This is a genomic window from Variovorax sp. 10L426, from assembly GCF_056395305.1.
Genome location: NZ_JBFTJF010000008.1, coordinates 207153 through 227140 on the forward strand (window position 1 = coordinate 207153; position 19988 = coordinate 227140).

The 19988-nt window shown below is 64.1% G+C and carries 15 protein-coding genes; 9 read left to right on the forward strand and 6 right to left on the reverse strand.

The window, feature by feature from the left end; all coding sequences use genetic code 11:
• Positions 1-405: 405 nt before the first annotated feature.
• The 9 genes from AC1DHL_RS14270 (at position 406) to AC1DHL_RS14310 (ending at position 12651) form a co-directional block, all read left to right on the forward strand.
• Positions 406-3393 carry an Rne/Rng family ribonuclease gene (locus AC1DHL_RS14270; protein WP_478100674.1) on the forward strand — a complete coding sequence of 996 codons (2988 nt, stop codon included), beginning with the start codon at positions 406-408 and terminating at the stop codon, positions 3391-3393.
• 601 nt (positions 3394-3994) lie between these two features.
• On the forward strand, positions 3995-4714 hold the full coding sequence (locus AC1DHL_RS14275) for a sugar transferase (RefSeq protein ID WP_478100676.1): 720 nt from the start codon (positions 3995-3997) through the stop codon (positions 4712-4714).
• Positions 4711-6144, forward strand: coding sequence for a mannose-1-phosphate guanylyltransferase/mannose-6-phosphate isomerase (locus AC1DHL_RS14280; RefSeq protein WP_478162357.1), 1434 nt, complete (start codon positions 4711-4713; stop codon positions 6142-6144). The genes AC1DHL_RS14275 and AC1DHL_RS14280 overlap by 4 nt, the downstream gene beginning before the upstream one ends.
• Positions 6145-6182: 38 nt before the next feature.
• Positions 6183-7148 (forward strand): GDP-L-fucose synthase, encoded by a 966-nt coding sequence (gene fcl, locus AC1DHL_RS14285; protein WP_478100680.1) that lies wholly within the window; start codon positions 6183-6185, stop codon positions 7146-7148.
• A 24-nt stretch (positions 7149-7172) separates the two neighbouring features.
• The gene (locus tag AC1DHL_RS14290; protein ID WP_478100682.1) at positions 7173-8150 is read left to right on the forward strand and encodes a hypothetical protein; all 978 of its coding nucleotides are present in this window, start codon (positions 7173-7175) and stop codon (positions 8148-8150) included.
• On the forward strand, positions 8147-8821 hold the full coding sequence (locus AC1DHL_RS14295) for an acyltransferase (RefSeq protein ID WP_478100684.1): 675 nt from the start codon (positions 8147-8149) through the stop codon (positions 8819-8821). The genes AC1DHL_RS14290 and AC1DHL_RS14295 overlap by 4 nt, the downstream gene beginning before the upstream one ends.
• Positions 8818-10179 carry a hypothetical protein gene (locus AC1DHL_RS14300; protein ID WP_478162358.1) on the forward strand — a complete coding sequence of 454 codons (1362 nt, stop codon included), beginning with the start codon at positions 8818-8820 and terminating at the stop codon, positions 10177-10179. Before AC1DHL_RS14295 ends, AC1DHL_RS14300 begins: the two co-directional genes overlap by 4 nt.
• Positions 10176-11387: a glycosyltransferase gene (locus AC1DHL_RS14305; RefSeq protein ID WP_478162359.1), complete on the forward strand. Its 1212-nt coding sequence runs from the start codon at positions 10176-10178 to the stop codon at positions 11385-11387. Before AC1DHL_RS14300 ends, AC1DHL_RS14305 begins: the two co-directional genes overlap by 4 nt.
• Before the next feature lie 7 nt (positions 11388-11394).
• Positions 11395-12651, forward strand: coding sequence for a WcaI family glycosyltransferase (locus AC1DHL_RS14310; protein WP_478162360.1), 1257 nt, complete (start codon positions 11395-11397; stop codon positions 12649-12651).
• 94 nt (positions 12652-12745) lie between these two features.
• Here the strand turns inward: AC1DHL_RS14310 and AC1DHL_RS14315 are convergent, their stop codons facing one another.
• The 6 genes from AC1DHL_RS14315 to AC1DHL_RS14340 form a co-directional block, all read right to left on the reverse strand.
• A complete protein-coding gene (locus AC1DHL_RS14315) occupies positions 12746-15010 on the reverse strand; it encodes a polysaccharide biosynthesis tyrosine autokinase (RefSeq protein ID WP_478162361.1) in 2265 nt (754 codons plus the stop codon).
• Positions 15010-15447, reverse strand: coding sequence for a low molecular weight protein-tyrosine-phosphatase (locus tag AC1DHL_RS14320; RefSeq protein WP_478100766.1), 438 nt, complete (start codon positions 15445-15447; stop codon positions 15010-15012). The genes AC1DHL_RS14315 and AC1DHL_RS14320 overlap by 1 nt, the downstream gene beginning before the upstream one ends.
• Before the next feature lie 17 nt (positions 15448-15464).
• The gene (locus tag AC1DHL_RS14325) at positions 15465-16550 is read right to left on the reverse strand and encodes a polysaccharide biosynthesis/export family protein (protein ID WP_478100693.1); all 1086 of its coding nucleotides are present in this window, start codon (positions 16548-16550) and stop codon (positions 15465-15467) included.
• 303 nt (positions 16551-16853) lie between these two features.
• Positions 16854-18137, reverse strand: coding sequence for a heme biosynthesis HemY N-terminal domain-containing protein (locus AC1DHL_RS14330; protein WP_478162362.1), 1284 nt, complete (start codon positions 18135-18137; stop codon positions 16854-16856).
• A 4-nt stretch (positions 18138-18141) separates the two neighbouring features.
• On the reverse strand, positions 18142-19221 hold the full coding sequence (locus tag AC1DHL_RS14335; RefSeq protein ID WP_478100697.1) for a uroporphyrinogen-III C-methyltransferase: 1080 nt from the start codon (positions 19219-19221) through the stop codon (positions 18142-18144).
• On the reverse strand, positions 19218-19988 hold the full coding sequence (locus AC1DHL_RS14340; RefSeq protein ID WP_478100699.1) for a uroporphyrinogen-III synthase: 771 nt from the start codon (positions 19986-19988) through the stop codon (positions 19218-19220). The genes AC1DHL_RS14335 and AC1DHL_RS14340 overlap by 4 nt, the downstream gene beginning before the upstream one ends.

Below are 19988 nucleotides of genomic sequence, written 5' to 3' on the forward strand. Positions count from 1 at the left end.
AGCCGACGCCCACGAAACACCGATACGGAATACCCCAGCCGGCAGGCTCAAAGCTGCCGGCGGATCGAAGCGAGTACCTTGTGTTGATGCTATTGGTTCAACTTGTTCTGCGTTGGCTGATGCCGACGAGTTCAGGCATTGAGCCGCCAGCTTCGCGCGCCACCATTGCGCCAATCGCTATAAAAAGTGTAGCGAGTCAACATCACATCGGGCTCGCGCCCATCCATGCGCCCCCACCCTGGCCGGCATTGAGTTGACTCTCGATGCGGCTGTCCGCGCTCGCGCGGTGGCCACCATCCGCCAGGGCTTAGCGGCAATTCCTTCGTTTCGCGACGCGTCGTCCGTGCATCGTTAGGTCCGTCATGGACCGGTAGAACGAGACGAACATACAAAGGACAACGCATCATGAAACGGATGCTGATCAACGCCACGCAGGCTGAAGAACGCCGCTTGGCCATCGTCGACGGGCAAAAGCTCCTCGACTACGAAATCGAGATCGAAGGGCGCGAACAGCGCAAGGGCAACATCTACAAGGCAGTGGTGACGCGCGTCGAGCCGTCGCTGGAAGCCTGCTTCGTCGACTACGGCGAAGACCGCCACGGCTTCCTGCCGTTCAAGGAAATCTCCAAGCAATATTTCGCAGAGGGCGTGTCGGCCAGCCAGGCACGGATTCAGGACGCGATCAAGGAGGGCCAGGAACTGGTCGTCCAGGTCGAAAAGGAAGAGCGCGGCAACAAAGGTGCGGCGCTGACGACATTCATTTCGCTGGCCGGACGCTACGTCGTGCTGATGCCGAACAATCCGCGCGGCGGCGGCGTGAGCCGGCGGATCGAGGGTGACGACCGGGCCGAACTGAAGGAAGCGATGGACCAGCTCGAATATCCCAAGGGGATGAGCATCATCGCGCGCACTGCAGGCATCGGACGCTCGGCACCCGAACTGCAGTGGGACTTGAACTACCTGCTCAAGCTCTGGGCCGCCATCGACGGCGCTGCCAAGGGCGGCAAGGGCGCCTTCCTGATCTACCAGGAATCCTCGCTCGTGATCCGTGCCATCCGTGATTACTTCAATCACGACATCGGCGACATCCTGATCGATACCGACGACATCTACGACCAGGCGCAGCAGTTCATGGCGCACGTGATGCCGGAGCATGCTTCGCGCGTGAAACGCTATCGCGACGATGCGGCCCTCTTCAGCCGATTCCAGATCGAGCATCAGATCGAGTCGGCCTATGCCCGCACGGTGCAGTTGCCCAGCGGCGGCGCCATCGTGATCGATCACACGGAAGCACTCGTCTCGGTCGACGTCAACTCGGCACGCGCCATCAAGGGCGGCGATATCGAAGAGACGGCCACTCGCACCAATCTCGAGGCCGCGGACGAAGTGGCGCGCCAGATGCGTCTGCGCGATCTGGGCGGCCTGATCGTGATCGACTTCATCGACATGGACGAGTCGAAAAATCGCCGTGAAGTCGAAAGCCGGCTGCGTGACGCTCTGCGGCAGGACCGTGCGCGTGTGCAGTTCGGGTCGATCAGCAAGTTCGGCCTCATGGAAATGAGCCGCCAGCGGCTGAAGCCCGCGCTGAGCGAAGGCTCGTCAATCCCCTGCCCCCGTTGTGGCGGTTCCGGCCACATTCGCGACACCGAATCGAGCGCGCTGCAGATCCTTCGCATCATTCAAGAAGAATCGATGAAGGACAACACGGCGGCAGTGCACGTGCAGGTTCCGGTCGAGGTTGCCTCGTTCCTCCTGAACGAGAAGCGCCCAGAGATCGCCAAGATCGAACTCAAGCAGCGCGTGACCGTGCTGATGGTGCCCAACAAGACGCTCGAAACGCCCAATTACAAGCTGGAGCGCCTCAAGCACGACGATCCGCGTCTCGATCACATCGAAGCCAGCTACAAGATGGCTGACGAGATCGAAGACCCGACCTCCGTCACGCGCCGCTCGCAAGAGCCTACCAACAAGCAAACGCCGGTCATCAAGGGCGTCCTGCCCGACGCACCGGCGCCCGTGGTGGCACCGAAGCCCGAGACCGCTCGCCCACCCGTTTCTGCTCAGGCAGCCGCAACCCCGGCAACAGCCGCCCCAGCGGTGGCCAAATCGGCCGAATCCGGCCTATTCGGTTGGATCAAGAGCCTCTTTGGCGCCACACCGGCGCCCGCACCCGCGCCGGTCATTCCTGTCGAAGCTCCAAAGCCGCGCAAGGAAGGTCGCACGGGCCGCGACGGCGAAACGCCGCGCACCGCGCGAGACGGTGAACAGCGCCGTGGACGCGGCGAGGGCCGTAGCGGCCGCGACGGCGAGCGCCGCGGAGGCCGTTCAGGCGAGCGCCGCGAAGGCGAACGTCGGGACGGACGCAACGAGGCTCGCAACGACAGCCAGGTTCGGGAGCCGCGCGAAGCACGGCCCGCCCGCGACGGTGAGCGCCGCGGACGTGGCGAGCGTCGCGAAGGCGATGCGCGGCAGCAGCCGGTCGAGACGACGGAAGTTCAGTTCGACGCTCAGGCAGCCGCCGCAAACAGCCCTTCTGGCGACTTGGGCGCCCCGTCGGAACGCACGCCGCGCGGACGCGGCGAGCGCCGGGACCGCGGTGGCGAACGCAACGCGGACGCTTCGCGCGAACGCAGCGGCGATGCGACGCGCGACGCAAGCCTGAGTGGAGAGGCAACGCCAAACGCCGGACAGGCTGATCGCGGCGGACGCAACGGTCGGGAAGACCGGGCGCCCCGCAACGAGCGCGGTGAAGGTCGTCGGGAACGGCGCTACGAGGGCCCCGCGCAAATCAGCGAGTTGCCCACGCCTGACCAGCAACCGGTGCTCGACCGCAACGCCGTCAATGAAGCCAGCACCCAAGAGGCCCAGGGAGCGGAACTTGCACCGCGTCGCGAGGGCGACGAGCGTCGCGGGCGCTCCCGCGATCGATACGGACGCGACCGCCGCGACCGTGGACCTCGCGAAGACGGCGATGTGAATGAATCCGCTTCGATGCCCGTCTCGACCGCAGAAAGAGACGATGCCCAAGAAGCGCCGGTTCCGGTTCGCACCCCACAGGTCGTAACCGCGCCGGCCGCACCCATCGTGGTGGAAGCCAAGGCCCCATCTACGCGTGCACTCCCGAAGGTCCAGCCATTCGTTCTACCCCTCGACGAACTGGCTCAAGTCGCCGAGGGCTCGGGCCTTCACTGGGTCAATTCGGACGCCGAGCGGGTTGCGCAGGTCCGCGCAGCCATCGCCGCTGAACCCAGGCCCCTGCACGTTCCTCGCGAGCGCCCGCCCGCGATCGTGATCGACGAAGGTCCGTTGGTGCTCGTCGAAACCCGGCGCGATCTGGCTGGAATGGTGTTGCCGTTCGAGAAGGCGGCTCAAGACTCGGGCGCTCGCCCCTGAGTCACAGGGAGGCTCGCCCTCCCTTTTTTCTCGTCTCAAAAAATGGCATGGCCGGCGCCCGCGCGCGCCGGCTCCCGAGGGAGAACGCCCTCGGCGCCAGAATTGGCCGACACCATCGTCCGTGCGACGCTGGCATCAGGCGGCCAGTGCCACCCTGAAGATTCCGCTATCAGTGCGTTCCTGACGCCGCCCGTGGGGCTGCGCGCGCACCAAAAACTGGCCTTCGACCCAGGCTCCCGGTTTCTGTATCGAGACCCCGCGTCTCGAAGCGACGTGTGATGCTGCATCGCACAAAACGAAGCCTTCTGGACTTATTCACGTTTCGCCAAACGGCGTATGTAAACAACACCTTCTCCTACAGCCCCGTTAACAATTTGTCATACCAAAGGACTACACTGTGCTCGAGCATGCTGCGATGCATCAAACGCGTTCGCACTTCTCATTACAGAGGAAGAAGACTAGGCCGTTTGGCGGACGATGTACGGCTTTTGTTGACACGACAGCGGCAGGCGCATATGTTCAAATTCTTGCCGATAGTAGTAAAGCGTTACACTGCCCCGCTCACCCGATTGAGGCAGCACCCGTTACGGGAGAATTGCAAATGTTTCGTTCTGACTCGACCGCAAATGGCAACGTGGTCCGACGTTTTTCTCCTGATGGGGGCGGCCCTTCTGCACCCGCATATGCACAGCCACGCCGGCTGACCTACCTTGAACGCACGGCAAAGCGGACCATCGACATCGTCGGCGCGCTGACTTTCTTCGCCCTCTTCGGCCCGCTTTATCTGATCGTGGCCTTGAGCGTTGCTGTCAGCATGGGTCGGCCGGTTCACTTCTGGCAAAACCGGCTTGGCGAAAGCGGTCAGCGCTTTCGCTTCTACAAGTTTCGGTCGATGGTGCGCAATTCGGAGGATGTGCTGGACGAGTTCCTGAGCCGCAATGACATGGCCCGGACCGAGTGGGACACCTTCCAGAAACTCGAGAAAGACCCTCGGATCACCCCCATCGGCGTTTTCATCCGCAAGCTCAGTCTGGACGAACTGCCCCAGTTCTGGAATGTGCTCAAGGGTGACATGAGCCTGGTCGGCCCGCGCCCGTGCATGGAGCGCCAACGGAGTCTCTATGGCAAGGGCTGGGAGCACTATTGCGCGGTGCGCCCCGGCATTACCGGGCTGTGGCAGGTGAGCGGCCGCAACCGTCTTTCCTACGCGCGCCGCGTCGAACTCGACGTTGAGTACGTCTGCAACTGGTCGCTTTGGCTGGACGTCAAGATCTTGTTGAGGACTGTTCGCGCGGTCGTGAGCGGCGAGGGGTCGCGGTGACTTCCGTGCAGCCCGTGGTGCTCTGCGGCGGCAGCGGCACCCGCTTGTGGCCTCTTTCGCGCAAGACACTGCCCAAGCAGTTCGCCCCGCTGGTGGGCAACAAGAGCCTGCTCCTTCTCACACTGGAGCGTCTGCGCAAGCTCAACACCGAAGTGACTTGCGTGGCCGCCGAAGAGCATCGATTTCTTGTTCAGGAAGGCATCGATGCGGCACAGGTCAGCGGCAAGCAGTTGCTCGAGCCCGTCGCTCGCAACACCGCTGCCGCGATGGCGGCGACTGCGCTGCTCGCCGATCCGGATCAACTGTTGCTCTTTGCACCGGCCGACCACCACATCCCCGACGCCGACCGCTTCGTCGAGACAATCCGGCAGGGCATTCCCGCAGCGTTGCAAGGGTACCTGGTGACTTTCGGCGTCGAACCCACCTTCCCGAGCACGGCCTATGGCTACATTCGCCAGGGCGAAAAACTCAACGGCGACTTGGCAGCCGAGGCAGGTCACGCCGTGGCCGCCTTCATTGAAAAGCCCGCAGCGCCGCGCGCCGAACAATTGCTGCTCGAAGGCGGCAACCTCTGGAACGCCGGCATCCTGCTCGTGCAGGCCAAGGTACTGATCGCTGCGCTCCAAGAGCACGCCGGCGACATTCTCGACTCATGCAAGGCTGCTACCGCAGCCATCGAGACCGACGGGGATTTCCTGCGAATGGACAGTGCAGCCTTCGCGCGCTGCCGCAGCCAAAGCATCGACTATGCGGTGCTCGAGAAATGCGACCGGGTGGCCGTCATCCCGTTTCAAGGCCGGTGGAGCGATGTGGGCAGTTGGAATGCAGTCGCCGATCTCCACGAAACGGATGTCAATGGCAACCGCATCAGCGGACACGGCTTTGCGATGAGCGCCAGCAACACCTTCATCCACGCGCCCAGCCGCCCGGTGGTCGCCCTGGGGACCAAGGATCTGCTGGTGGTCGACACGCCCGATGCATTGCTCGTCGTTCACAGGGAATATGCGGAACAGGTCAAGGACGTGGTGGCCCTGCTGACCGCGCAAGGTCATAGCCAGGCGACCCGGCATCGTCGGATTCCCAGGCCGTGGGGCGCCTACGACAGCATTGACGACGGCGAGCGCTTTGCCGTCAAGCGGCTGACCGTCAAGCCGGGAGCGCGACTCGCGCTGCGGATGCACCATCACCGCGCCGAACACTGGGTCGTCGTCAAAGGGGCGGCGCGAGTCGTCTGCGACGAGGCAGTGCGGCTCGTGAAGGAAAACGAATCGATCTACATCCCCGTGGGTGCGGTCTATCGCCTTGAAAACGCGGGCAAGACCACGCTCGAGGTGATCGAAGTACAGACCGGCGGCTACCTGGGCGACGACGACGTCGTGCGCTTCGACGAGGCGTCGCCGGCCGCGCAGGGCGAAAGAAAACTCGCCTGATTCTTGATTCTTCAACCTTGCGTCGAGGGTGATTCCCAATGAACGAGTTCCAGAAGCGAATCTTTGTGGCGGGTCACCGCGGCATGGTGGGCAGCGCGATCGTCCGCAGCCTGACCGACAAGGGTTACACGAACATCATCTGCCGGAGCCATTCGGAACTCGACCTGACCGACCAGTCACAGGTGAGGGCCTTCTTTTCCATGGAAAAGCCGCAGGAGGTGTATGTGGCAGCCGCCAAGGTCGGCGGCATCCATGCCAACAACACCTACCCGGCCGAGTTCATCTACTCGAACCTGATGGTCGAGGCAAACCTGATTCATGAATCCTGGCGCACGGGTGTGAGCAAGCTTCTGTTTCTCGGGTCCAGTTGCATCTACCCGCGCCTCGCGCCGCAACCGATGGCCGAAGACGCCTTGCTGACAGGCAAGCTGGAGCCCACCAACGAGCCCTATGCCGTCGCCAAGATCGCGGGCATCAAGCTCTGCGAGAGCTACAACCGCCAATACGGATGCGACTTCCGCAGCGTGATGCCGACCAATCTTTACGGCCCCGGCGACAACTATCACGCCGAGAACAGCCATGTGTTGCCGGCGATGATCCGACGCTTTCATGAAGCGAAGTTGTCGGATGCGCCCTCGGTCGTCATCTGGGGCACAGGCTCACCGAAGCGGGAGTTCCTGTACGTCGACGACATGGCGAGCGCTTGTGTCCACATCATGGACCTTCCGCGGGAGGTCTACGCCGCCCACACGGAAGTCATGGCAAGCCACATCAATGTCGGAACCGGCGAAGACCTGTCGATCGCCGAACTCGCGCAGATGGTGAGCGACGTCGTGGGCTATCGGGGCGAGATCCAGTACGACACGAGCAAGCCGGACGGCACACCCCGCAAGCTGCTCGAGATTTCCCGGATCCGCAAGTTGGGTTGGATGCCGAGAATGACGCTGCGCGAAGGAATTGCGCATGCCTACGAAGATTTCTGCAGCGAAGAACTGGTCGCCTGAGCCGGCTTGCCCGCCGGGTTCGTCATGATGCAAGGATCCTCGGTTTCTCTGATTCCGCCGGGCGGCGGCGGTGTGCAGGACTATGCGACCGTCGTCGGTGGCCCACTTCATGCGCCGCCGCTGGAACTCACGCCCAGCACCGACTCGTCGTCGTGGTCCGGGGACCTGCTGTTGCTGCACTTCAGCGGCTACGGCTTCCAGAAACGCGGCGTGCCGATGTGGCTGATCAAGAAGATCAACAGCCTGCGCACGCAGTTCAAATCCTTCGGCGTGGTCTTCCATGAGCTCTTCGCGTTCGGACCGCCATGGGGCTCGGCATTCTGGCTCAACGGATTTCAGAAGGGGATCGCGCGCGAGCTGGTATCGATTTCCGACTTCTGGCTGACCAACCGGGACGAGTCGGCCCGATGGCTGCTCGATCAATGCGACGGCATACCGCATCGCGTCCTTCCGGTGTTCTCGACCGTCGGCGAGCCGCAGTCCATCGAAACCGAGAGGCAGCCACGGGTGGTCGTATTCGGGAGCTCGGGCGTGCGGGCGAACGTCTATCAGTGGGCTGACGGCGAGATCTTCCACTGGGCCCGCAAGGCGGGCCTAGAGATTCACGACATCGGTCCCCGTTCGCCGGACAGCTCGCTCGTGCAACGGCTTCAACAGGAAGGCGTCGTTTCGCATGGAAGGCTTTCAGTGGAAGAGGTCAGCAAGGAGCTGGCGGCGGCAATGTGCGGTGCCCTGGCCTACCCCACCGACTACGTCTCGAAAAGCAGTGTCTTTGCTGCCTACTGCGCGCACGGCATCTGCCCTGTATTGCTCTCCAAGGAATATGGCTCTCATGACGGCCTGACGCCCAACGTGCACTATGCTGCGGGCTTCGGCTCGCTGGACCTGGCGAGCTCGGATACACGCGCCATCGGCCGCGAAGCGCGCCAGTGGTATGAACCACATCGCATCGATGCGCACGTGTCTGCCCTGAGGACGTTGGTGACCGAGGTCCAAAAGTGAACGACCTGCAATTTCTCTGGACATCACGCGAGCGACCCGAATTCGGTTCGAGGCGCTGGCTGGTGGTATGGGCGAAGCGGGCGCTCCAGTTTCGTGCCTTGATGGCCATGACCTGGCACCGGCGCAAGCTGCGTTCCAAGGGCACTCGGATCGGGCAGCTTTCCGTGCTGGACTCGCCCGACCTGAAGGGCTCGCCAGCCAATATCAGCGTCGGGGAGCGGACGTTCATTGCCCGCTCCGCGGAGATCGTCGCGCTTGAAAAGGTCACGATCGGCTCGCGCGTCGTCATCAACGACAGGGTGACCATCCTGACGGGGAGCCACCATGTCGGCGATCCCACCTGGCGCCAATTCAGAAAGCCGGTCCGCATCGACGACTACGCCTGGATCGCCGTCGGCGCGACCATCCTGCCCGGTGTCACGATCGGCTATGGTGCTGTCGTCGGGGCGGGTGCCGTTGTCGCCAAGGACGTTCCAGCCCTGGCTGTGGCAACCGGCAATCCCGCAACCATTCGCCTCGACGTGCGGCCGCGGGATCTGGACTACGACCCTGTCATCTTCCTCGCACCCTACGAAGCATGGGTCGGGCGCAGCAAGGGCGCGCTTGTCTCTCCGGCCGATGGCTTCCCGGCGGACAAGGCGGCCATGAAGCACGAGAAGCCCTCGCCATGAACGGGACGACGCTCGCCACCCCCGCCTCCTATCCGAAGGCGTTGAACAAGCCCCTGGCACTCAGTCGCGCCGGATGGATGTTCATCACTGTGTTCCTGATCGTCGTGTACGAGGGCGCCGTGCGAAAGTGGGTGGCGTCTTCCGTCACCCTGCCATTGATCCTGCTGCGCGACCTCGTGGCGCTGGCCTTGATTTTTTACGCCTGGAAGAACGGCCACCTGCGGCGCCAGATGAAGGTCGTGGCCGTCCTGATCACCTGGTCCTGCCTGGTGTTCGGATGGGGCCTCCTGCAACTCGTCGCAGGCGAAAGCTCCCCCGTCATCTTGATCATCGGCATTCGCTTCTGGCTGCTCTATACATGGTTCGCGGTGGCTGCCTTCGCTTCCATGACCGAGGCCGACTATCGCGCGGCCATGCTGTTGGGCGCCTGCATGATGCTGCTGATGGCGCCGCTTGCGATATTGCAGCACTTCTCTCCGCCCGGCGCGCGCATCAACGCACAGTTGGACACCGAAGACGAGGAAGGCATCTTTCTCGCCGTGGTCGGCGTCGTGCGCACCACCGGGACGTTCAGTTTCACCTCCGGCTACGCCACATTCATGACCATGGTGGCCCCACTCGTCTTTGGTGTCCTGTCCGCCAGGAAGCACCGGACAGGGCAATACGTGTTCGCCATCTCGGCTTTCGCGGCCTTCGCTGTGGGCGCGTTGGTGAGCGGCTCCAGAACTGCGGTGATCTCGTCAGGGCTGATGTTTGTGACCTACCTGGTGGGCAGGCTGTTTTTCTCGAAGGTGCAGCACAAGGCGGCGGCCGCTCTCGCGGTCGTCGCGGCGGTGGCCTTTTTTGCCGTTTTCGCTTTCTTCTTCCAGGAGTCCATCAGCGTCACGCAAACGCGTTTTGAACAGGCATCGGAGGTAGAAGACTTCTGGGGGCGCGTTCTCACGATCCTCATCGGTGAGCCCGATGTGTTCAGGGTGGTCAATTGGTTGGGCAGCGGTGTGGGCTACGGTTCGAACCTGGCAACCTTCGTGCGCGTCGGCACCTCCGAGGCGTTCGCGCTGGCCGAATCCGAGGGTGGACGCATCCTTCTGGAAGGCGGACTCCTGGGCTTCGCCTACGTGTTCTTCAAGCTCATCGTCATCGCTGTCGGTGTTTTCAAGAGCCTGCGGGTCGCCGCGAAGACGAACTCACCCTACCCGCCGGTCATGTGGGTCACCGCTACGCTCGCCATCCTCACATGGCAAACGAGCGGCCAACTGACCGCCAACGGCATGCTCGGCATCGTGCTCGCTTTCGCCCTCTTGCTCTTCCGATACCCGCGGCTTGAGATTTTCCCGACGCGTGCCCCCCAAACGTGAGACTGCTTCACTTCGTTCCTTCGGTCGATCCCCGCAGCGGAGGCACCATCGAAGGCGTCAGGCGGCTTCGGGATGCCCTCGCAGATCTCGGCCACGAGTGCGATCTGATCAGCCTCGACAGCCCGGATGCGGATTTCGTGACCGGGTTTCCTGGCCAGGTCACTGCGCTCGGCCCCCCGACCAGTAGCTATCTCTACAACAGTCGGGTGGTCCCGTGGCTCGAAGCGCATGCCGACAGCTACGACGCGGTGATCGTCAACGGTCTCTGGCAATACACCGGCTTTGCCGCGTGGCGCGCCCTGAGCCGCTCGACGACCCCGTACTTCGTCTACACGCACGGCATGCTCGACCCCTGGTTCAAGCGCCGCTATCCGCTCAAGCACTTGAAGAAGTGGCTGTATTGGCCGTGGGCCGAATACCGGGTGTTGCGCGATGCGGCCGCGGTGATCTTCACCTGCGAGGAAGAACGCCTGTTGGCACGTCAGTCGTTCTGGCTCTACCGGGCCAGGGAAGTCGTGGGCTCGTACGGCACGTCCACGCCGCCTTCGAACGCGCGGGCGCTGTCGTCGGCATTCCTCTCGACATACCCTGAGCTTCAAGGCAAGCGGTTGCTGCTCTACCTCGGCCGCATTCACGAGAAGAAAGGCGGCGATCTGCTGGTAGACGCCTTCGCGCGTGTGCTCGGCGACTCGCCGGATCTGCACTTGGTCATGGCCGGCCCCGGCGATGACGACATCGTGGGCCAACTGAAAGGTCGCGCCGAGCAGTTGGGCATCGCTTCCCGCATCAGCTGGACGGGGATGCTGTCCGGCGAGCTCAAATGGGGAGCGTTCTACGCTGCCGATGTGTTCTGCCTGCCCTCGCACCAGGAGAACTTCGGCATTGCCGTCGTCGAAGCGCTCGCGTGCGGCAAGCCCGTGCTCATCAGCGACAAGGTGAACATCTGGCGCGAAATCATGAACGACGGCGCGGGCATGGTCGGACCCGACACGCTCGAAGGCACCGTCGCCACGTTGCAACGCTGGCTGGCATTGCCGCGCGCAGAGGTCGCCGCCATGCGCATCGCGGCATTGCGATGCTTCCAGGAACGGTTCCAGATCGGTCAGGTGGCGGAAACGCTCGTCCGGATCATCGGCGACCACTCGCCCGGGACTTCGCATTTCGGCCCCATCGAGCGCGCGCCGAGCCAGCATCGGAACGCTGCCTGAGGGGTCAATGAAGCTTCTCGTCTACGGCATCAATTTCGCGCCCGAACTGACCGGCATCGGCAAATACACCGGCGAGATGGTCGCGTGGCTCGCCGCGCAAGGGCACGAAGTGCGCGTGGTGACGGCGCCGCCCTACTACCCCGATTGGGCCGTCTGGCCTGCCTACAACGCATCGCGCTATGCCCGTGAAGAGTGGCATGGGGCGACGGTCATCCGCACGCCGCTGTGGGTGCCTCGCAAGGTGACCGGGCTGCGTCGCCTCCTCCACCTGGGCAGTTTTGCGCTGACCAGCATTCCCGCACTGTTCGCGCAATGGAACTGGAAGCCGGACGTCGTCTGGGTCACCGAACCACCCTTGTTCTGTTCGCCCGCGGCGCTGGCCTTTGCGCGCCTTCGCTCGGCCAAGTCATGGCTGCACATTCAGGACTACGAAGTGGATGCCGCCTTCGAACTCGGGCTGCTGAAGGGCGCGCGGCTGCGATCGCTCGTCGCGTCCGTCGAGCGCAGCCTGATGCGGCGCTTCGACCGCATTTCGACCATTTCCATGCGCATGCGGGAGCGCGCGAGCAGCAAGGGCACCGAAGATGCGCGGCTCGTCTCGCTGCCCAACTGGGCCCATGTGTCCGGCATCCAGCCCCTGGGATGCGAAAGCCCCTACCGCTCCGAGCTTGGTATTCGGTCAGACGCCGTGGTCGCGCTGTACTCGGGAAACATGGGCTCCAAGCAGGGACTCGAACTGCTTGCGGAGACTGCCTCCGCGCTGGCGGGTCGGCCGGACATCGAATTCGTGTTCTGCGGCAACGGCGCGGGCCGGGCCGAACTCATGCGGCGCTGCGAAAAGCTGTCCAACGTGCGCTTTCTCGAGCTTCAGCCAAGGGAGCGGCTGGGTGATCTCCTGGGCCTTGCGGATATCCATCTGCTGCCGCAGCGCGCGGATGCGGCGGACCTCGTGATGCCATCCAAGCTCACGGGCATGTTGAGCAGCGGCAGGCCGGTGGTGGCCGGCGCCCGCCCCGAGACCGAACTCGGCCAAGTCGCCTCGCAATGCGGCATCGCTGTCCCGCCGGACAACCCCAAGGCCTTCGCGGACGCGGTCGTGTCGCTCGCTTCGCAACCCGAACTGCGGCGTGAACTCGGACTTCGCGCCCGGCGCTACGCCGAAGAACGCTTCGACCGCGATGCGGTGCTCAAGCAGTTCGAGCGCGACCTCCAGGATTGCATCAGCCCCGAGGCCTCCGGCCGGCGCGGCCAGGCCCGTTCGTGAAACACCGCGGAACCGGCTTCGCCGGCCCGCTGGTGTTGCCCCCGGCAGGGGGTTGGCGGCCACACGAAGTGGGCAAGCCTGGGGGCGAGCACTCCTACTGCTCTTCGGGCAGGATGCTCTCGTAGTTGTAGTTGGTGTGGCGGTAGCGGCCGTACTTGTAGGCACTGTAGCCTCGGCGTCCGATATTCATCGCATTCAGCAGCACGCCGGTGGCGACCTTGCCGCCCATGGAAAGCCGGCGCGTGCTTTCCTTGATCTCACCCATGGTCGACAGGTCGGACCGTGCCACCAACAGCACGGTGCCCGTATGTGAGGCAACCGTGCTGGTATCGGCGGCCACCAGTACCGGCGGCGTGTCGATCACGACCAGGTCGTACTGCTCGGACAGACGATCCAGCGTCGACTTGAAGGAGTCCGACACCAGCAGCTCGGCCGGGTTCGGAGGCAATTGGCCGGTCGCCAGGAAATCCAGGCTCGGAACCACCTGCCGGTGAACGGTTTGCTGAATCGTCAGGCTGCCGGCAATCAATTCCGACAGCCCGCCGTGGCGCTGCAAGCCGAAATACTGGTGCGTATGGCCACGGCGAAGGTCGGCGTCGATCAGCAAGGTGCGGCGTCCGGCGGCGGCCATCAGTGCCGCGAAATTCGCCGACACGAAACTCTTGCCGACACCCGGCGTCGGCCCGGTGATCAGCACCCGGTTGTTGGGCGACTCCAGCATCGCGAACTGCATCGCAGTGCGCAGGCTCCGCAGGCTTTCCACGGCGGGGTCATCCGGATGTTCGATCGCGAGCAGCCTGACGCCGGTCGCGCCAGTCAAGCGCCGTTTGGCGATGGCGTCCTGGTTGCCGCTCAGCGGAATGGAAGAGAACACCGGCAACCCGGTATTGGCCTCGACTTCGTAAGGATCGCGAATCCGGCGTTCGACGAAGGCATTGCGCACGAACGCTGCAACGATGCCGAGGAACAGCCCCAGCGCCAACGCGGCCGCCATGATGACATTGCGATTCGGCTTGATCGGGTAGAGCGGCAACACAGGCTCGTCGAGCACGCGAACGTTGCCGACCTTGCCTTCCTTCACGAGACGCAACTGCAGCGCGTTGTTGAGCAGCGACTGGTACAGCTCGGTGTTCACCTTCACGTCGCGCTCCATGCGAACCGCTTCCTGCTGGATCGCCGGCAGCCCCTTGATCTTCGTCTGGATCTCGGCCATGTCTGTCTTCAGGGCCGCGATCTGCGAGTCCAGTGTCTGGATCAAGGGGTGGTTCGAGGTGAAGCGGGCCTCCAGTTCGCGCCGGCGCTGCTGCGCGTCCAGCAACTTCGTCTGGCGATCCACCGCCTGACCCAGCACGAGATTGGCTTCCTCGCTGAAGGCCACCGTCCCCTTCTGGTTGCGATAGCGGTTGTAGACTTCTTCCGAAGCCTCGAGCTGCTTCTTGAACTGCGGCAACTGGACGTCGAGGAAGGCGAGTGTCTTCTGCGCTTCCGCCGATTTACGTTCGACGTTTTGCTTGACGTACTGGTCGCCGACCGCGCGCAGTATCCGCGTCAGCCTGTACGGATCGGTGTCCTGCCGCGACACATTGATGATGCCGGATGCCTTGCCCCGCTCCGACGCGCTCAGGCTGTTCTGAAGGGCGATGATGGTCGGCAGTTTGGCGAATCGCTGGACGTTGAAGTCCGCGCCGGACTTGCCGGCGAGCTTGGACACCAGCAATTCGATCTGTCCGCGCGCCGAATCGGTCTTGAGGAGCGTGCCGACGGTGCCTGCCACCGGCTCGGGCAACCCCGGCCCCGAAAGCGTGTAATTGCCATCGCCCTTGGCGGTGATGGTGAAGAGCGTGCCTTCGAGTTCTGCCGGCACCTCGAATTGGTCGACCACGATGGCTTCCTGGCCCGAAACATAGCCCTGGAGCCACAGGAAACCGGGCTCCGAGAGGCCGCTCGAGCGGCGGGCCATCCAGCCTCCGATATAGGGAACGTAGCGCGGAGCCGCCGCGATATAGAGCCTCGTCGCGTCGGCCGCTTCGGCTGCGATCATGCGCGAGCGGAGGATTTCGATTTCCGCACTCGCCGGCGTCTTCAGGTCGATCAGGCCGCCGGCCTCTCCCAGGACGCCCTTGCCGCCGGTGTCCGGCTCTTCGACCTGGATGACCATATTGGTCTCATACACGGGCCTTTCCAGGAATGCGTAGACGAATCCGACCGCGAACACGACCAGCGTGATCGCGGCAATCAGCCACTTGTTCGCCAGCAGCACCTCGACATATCGCCCGAGGTCGAAATCCTCCTCTTCGGTCGGGCCGAAGGAGCTGGGACTGGGACTGGGGCTGGGCTTGGGGGTGGTGGGGGAGTTCATCAGCTGGATACTCTAGAAATGCGTTTGGCCCACTGCTGGGCACCATCCTCTATGAGCGACAGCGCGCGCCGGAATGCATCGCGGCCCGCGCGATACGGGTCGGGCACATCCTGATCGCTGAACTCGCAAAGCCGAAATACCTTGCCGGTGGCAAATTGATAGCGCTCCTCGATCTCGCGCCGTTGTTGGCGGTCCATCACCAGAATCAGGTCGGCCCGCTGGCACATGTCCTTGCTCACCTGCTGCGCGCGATGACCGGCAATGTTGATTTCGCGTTCATCCATCAACTCGCAGGCGATCGGATCCGCCGACTGCCCGAGCAGCGCTTCGAGCCCGGCGGAGGTGATCTGCGTTTCCGGCAACGCGGCTCGCAACAAGCCCTCGGCCATTGGACTGCGGCAGATGTTTCCTATGCACACGATGAGGACGTTTCGGATGGTCACGTCGGTCGCGCCTACGGGGTCGGCCTGATGACCGCGCGATACGTCGTCGCGGTGGTGGCGGTTGGGAGAACCAGGTTCAGGACGCGATTCCACTGCACCAGCGGCACCGGGTCGACATAAACCACATCCTTCGCACGCAAGTCGAAGCCGTCCGCCATCGCGATGGCTGTCGGCGTGGCCGCATCGAGATGGAAGATCGCCTGGCCGCCCTTTTCTTCGTTCCGGATCACATAGATCTGAAGCGGATTCGCGGTGGTCAGATTCACACCACCCGCTTCGGTCAGGGCGTCGTTGAGCGAGAGCTTTCCATTGCGCATCAGCAGGCCGAGTTGCTGCGTCACTTCACCCATCACCGTGACCTTGCTCTCGTCGCGATTGCGCACATAGATCATGTCGCCGGATTTCAAGGGAATGCGGCTGGGATCGATGCCCGCGTCCGCCATGGCCATCAGGTTGATGCGCGTCGTCTTGCCATCGCGCGTCAGGTTGATGGCCGAGCGATCGCCCGTGGGCGCTATGCCGCCGGCGCGATTGATCGCCTCGGAGAGCGTCATCGGAATATCGGTGAACACAAGCAGGCCAGGCGCCCGAATCTCACCTTCCATGTAGGCGCGCTTGCTCCGGAAGGCCTCGACACGCACGCTCAGCTGGGGGTTCTTGTAAACACGCGACAGACGCTTGACGAGCGCGTCTTCCATTTCCTGGATGGTCATGCCGGCCACGTTGAGCGAGCCGGCGAATGGAAAGCTCAACTGTCCCGTGTTCGACACGATGTAGCCGGGCGCCGGCGAAACGCTGGCCGGGTCAGCCACCGTTGTAGCCGGAGTGGTGCTGAACACAATTTCCGGGTGGTCCAGCACAGTGATGCCCACGACGTCACCCGGTCCGATCCGGTAAGGACCCGGCTCACCCAGCAGCCCCATGACTTCGGGACCCAGCGTGGTCAGCTGAGTGGCAGCGCGCTGGGCCCGAATCAACTCGGGCGTGATCTCGGTGATGGCACCGGCCGGCGGCGGGTCGATCCCGGGCGACGAGAAACCTGAAGGCGAAACGGCTTTCGCAGCGTCATTGCCCGAGGAACGGAACCCGGGGGCCAACGGCGCGCAGCCTTGCACCAACAGCCCTACGGCGATCAAACAAGCTGCATGTAGTGAAAAGCGTTTCAAGACCGACCTCATCGTGACCCAAGAATGAATACTTTTGCAAACAGTTACGCACTGTACAACAGGAAAGGTTGCCACTCAAACCCTTTCTTGGCGTAGTTCATTAGGCAGAGGAAGACGTAGGAAAAAGACGATCCGAGACGTCATCCAAAATACCCGGCCCCGTCCGAATGGCCGAGGCTATTGGTCAGAGTGCTATGAATTCAATAGCACGTTTCCTCACGCCGCCGCGAAGGATCAAGGGTTTTCAGTTTGCGCGGCACGCTTCCAGGCTGCAGAGGCCTGATCGGCATCGTCGCGGGCTTCGGCGAGTTGCGCAAGCGCCTGCCAGGCCCGCCTGTGTAAATTAGCGTCTTGTAAGCCCAGTCCTGCCTGTGTGAGCAACTGTTGCGCCTTGCCCCAGAGCTGTCGCTTCATGCAGGCCATGCCGGCCAGATACTGCAGATTGGCGTCTCGGGGGTTGTTCCGTTGCGCCGATTCGATGCGAGCGAGCCATTCGGCATCGACCGAATCGAGGCCCGCCTCGAGCGCCCGCACGAGCTTCACGCGAAGGGATTCGCCGAGACTGTTCGGCTGCTGGACCATCCGTTCCCAGACCGGCAGCAGCCAGGCGCGCGCCGTCGTCAGGTCGCCGCGCAAAGCCACCATGCGCTGGGCGGCGTGGATCGCGACTTCGGGCATTTCGCGCTCCCAATCCTCGAATGCACCCCATGCACGCATCAATTGGGCCGAGTCATGCACGCCCGAAAGCAGTTCTGTCGCCAGGCCGCGCACGATGCTTTGGGCGGCGGATTCAGAGAACGCGCGGTGCTTGGCGAGAAGACGCGCGGTTTCGAGCGCCTCCAGCGTTCTCCCATCCTGCCGGGCCGCCTTGAGCCGAAGCCGCAGCGCCAGGGTGCGTCGTTGCGCGCCATGAGGCAACTCCTCGAGCCGCGCCAAGGCGGCCGGTGCGTCGCGATCGTCGAGCGCCCACCGCGCGGCACGCAACTGCACGCCCTCGCGGGTTTCCGGCGTGACCGTCAATCCTCGCTCCGCACTCTCGTTGAGCGCCTGCTGTAGATGGGCGTCGCGTGCCGGGCGATCCTGCAGCGACTGGGCGCTCTCCGCCGCCAGAAGATGTGCCATGACGCGCACCTGGTGCGCCTGCGGGAGCCGGGCATCCAGCGCGGCAAGCGCCCTCTCCTGACCCAGCGCAGCCAATGCAGCCTTGCGCGAGCGCGAGAAGCGGCCCGCGAGAAGCTGAACCGCCGCGTCAAGCAGGGAAGCGTGCAGGGCGCGCTCCTTTTGCTGCAGGCGCCACTGGCGCGCCTGCTTCGGCAGGGAAAACAGCGCCGACAACCCACGCAGCGCGAAATGCAGGAAGACAAACGCGACAAACAGGAGCAGCAGGACGAGATTCAGCGACAGATCCACGCGCCATGGCGGCCAGAAGACGGTGATCGTGCCCTGGTTGTTGCCCGCGAAAAGCGCCACCGCGGCCGCGACGGCAAAAAGTCCGAGAAGCCAGAGAGCTGCGCGCATGACCCTAGCGACCGGCGGCGGCCGTGGCAAGTGCGGCCAGGGTTTCTTCGACCTGCGGCGGCTCGCTGGTCTTGACCTGCGCCTGGATCTCCTGGAGCAAGGTCGCCGCGGCCTGGACGCGGCGCGAGGCGGGATCGAAATAGCGATTGATCGATGCCGACACGGAAGCCAGTTCACTGCGGGCTGTCTCGACCTGCCGCGAAAACACGGAAAGCCGGGCGTTGAGCAGCTTGAGCTTCAGGTTTTCCCGCAGGAAGAATGTCTGGTCGGGCGTGAGCAGCACCGCTTCGGGTCGCTCGATGCGACCGACGCGCAGCAACGAGCGGGCCTCGTTCTGCACCAAGAGAAGGAAGCGTTCCCACCATGGCGCACCGGGCGGCAAGGGTTCGGTCTGGAGCGAATTCACGCCCCTGCCACGTACCGCGACCGCGTTGCCCACTGGCAGGTCATCGACGCTGCGGATCAGTTCGTCGATTCTCTGAAGCGCGTCGCCCGCATCGCCGTTGGCAGTGGCGCGCAGCCTGTCGGCATCGTGCTGCATTGCGCGCTGCAACGGCGCGAGACGCGGCTGCGCGGCGCGCGCGATCCGCAGATCGCCGGCCTTGAGTGCCGCCAACAGCGGCTGCACATTGCCCGTGACCTGTGCCTGCTGCAATGCCAACCGGACGGCGGCCTCGATGTCGACCACCAGGTTCTCGTCGCGGGAGCGCGACAGGCTCTGCATGAGTTCCTCGAGTTGCGAGCGCTGGAGTGCAACTTCACCGACGCGCGTCTCGGTCAGGGCAAGACGCGCGGCCGTGTCGCGAACGACCTCCTGCGCCTGCCGGGCAAGGGTCCGCGCTTCCAGGGACTGCGCCAGGGCGTCGGCGCTCTGGCGCGCGAGTTGTTCCTGCATGCCGCTGACCCGTTGCCAGAGCGTGATCGAGACAATGAGGGCGACCACCGCGACGACCGCAAGCAGTCCGAGCAGCACCCTCGACAGCAGCGCAGCGGCGGCCGAAGCGCCGGCCAGGGGAGCGGCCTGCACGGTGGGGCGTGCGGTGGAATCCGGCACGGGCTCGATCAGGACGGAAGCGTCGCTCATGCGAAGGATTCTATCGACGCGATCAGCGCCGGCAGGGACGGGTTCGAGATGCGGACGCTGCCGAAACCCGCGGCACGCGCGGCATCCGCGATGCGTTCGTGCGTGGCGATTGCACGCGCCGCGCGCCAATCGGTGTCGGGGGTCATGCGACGCAGGTTGGCGATGGATTCCGAGCTGCTGAACAGCCAGATCAGCGAGCCGGCCGCGGCTTCGACCGCCGCGCGTCGCTCGTCCTCGCCGAATGCGGGTGCCAGCCGCCGGTAGGCGGCCACGGCGTCGCAAGTGCCTCCCGCCTCAGTGATCTCGCGCGCGAGCCATTCGCGACCGGTGGCCTGTCCGGACGCGTCCCCGCCCCGAACGATCAGCACCCGCGTGCCGGGCCGCACTTGCGGTCGCACAAGCTGCCAAAGGGCCTCGGAATCGAACTGCGCGGCGTCGGAGGACGGCGCGTCGATCGACGACGCAGGCACCCCGGCTTCGCGCAGTCCGCGTGTCGTACCGGGGCCGGTGGCCCAGAAGCGGCAGCGCGCGTCGGCTGCGACAGCCGTATCGCGAAAGAAATGCCCGGCCGCCGCCGCGCTCACGAACATCAAGGCGTCGTAGTCGTGAATCCGCTGCCGCGCGGCATCGAGGGCTTTGGGGTCATCGAGCGGCGCGATGGTGATCAGCGGCAACGCGACGGCATCGCATCCCGCCGCACGCAGCGCGTCGACCCATTTCGCCGCCTCTTGAGCGGGGCGCGTGACGATCACTCGTCGCGGGATCAT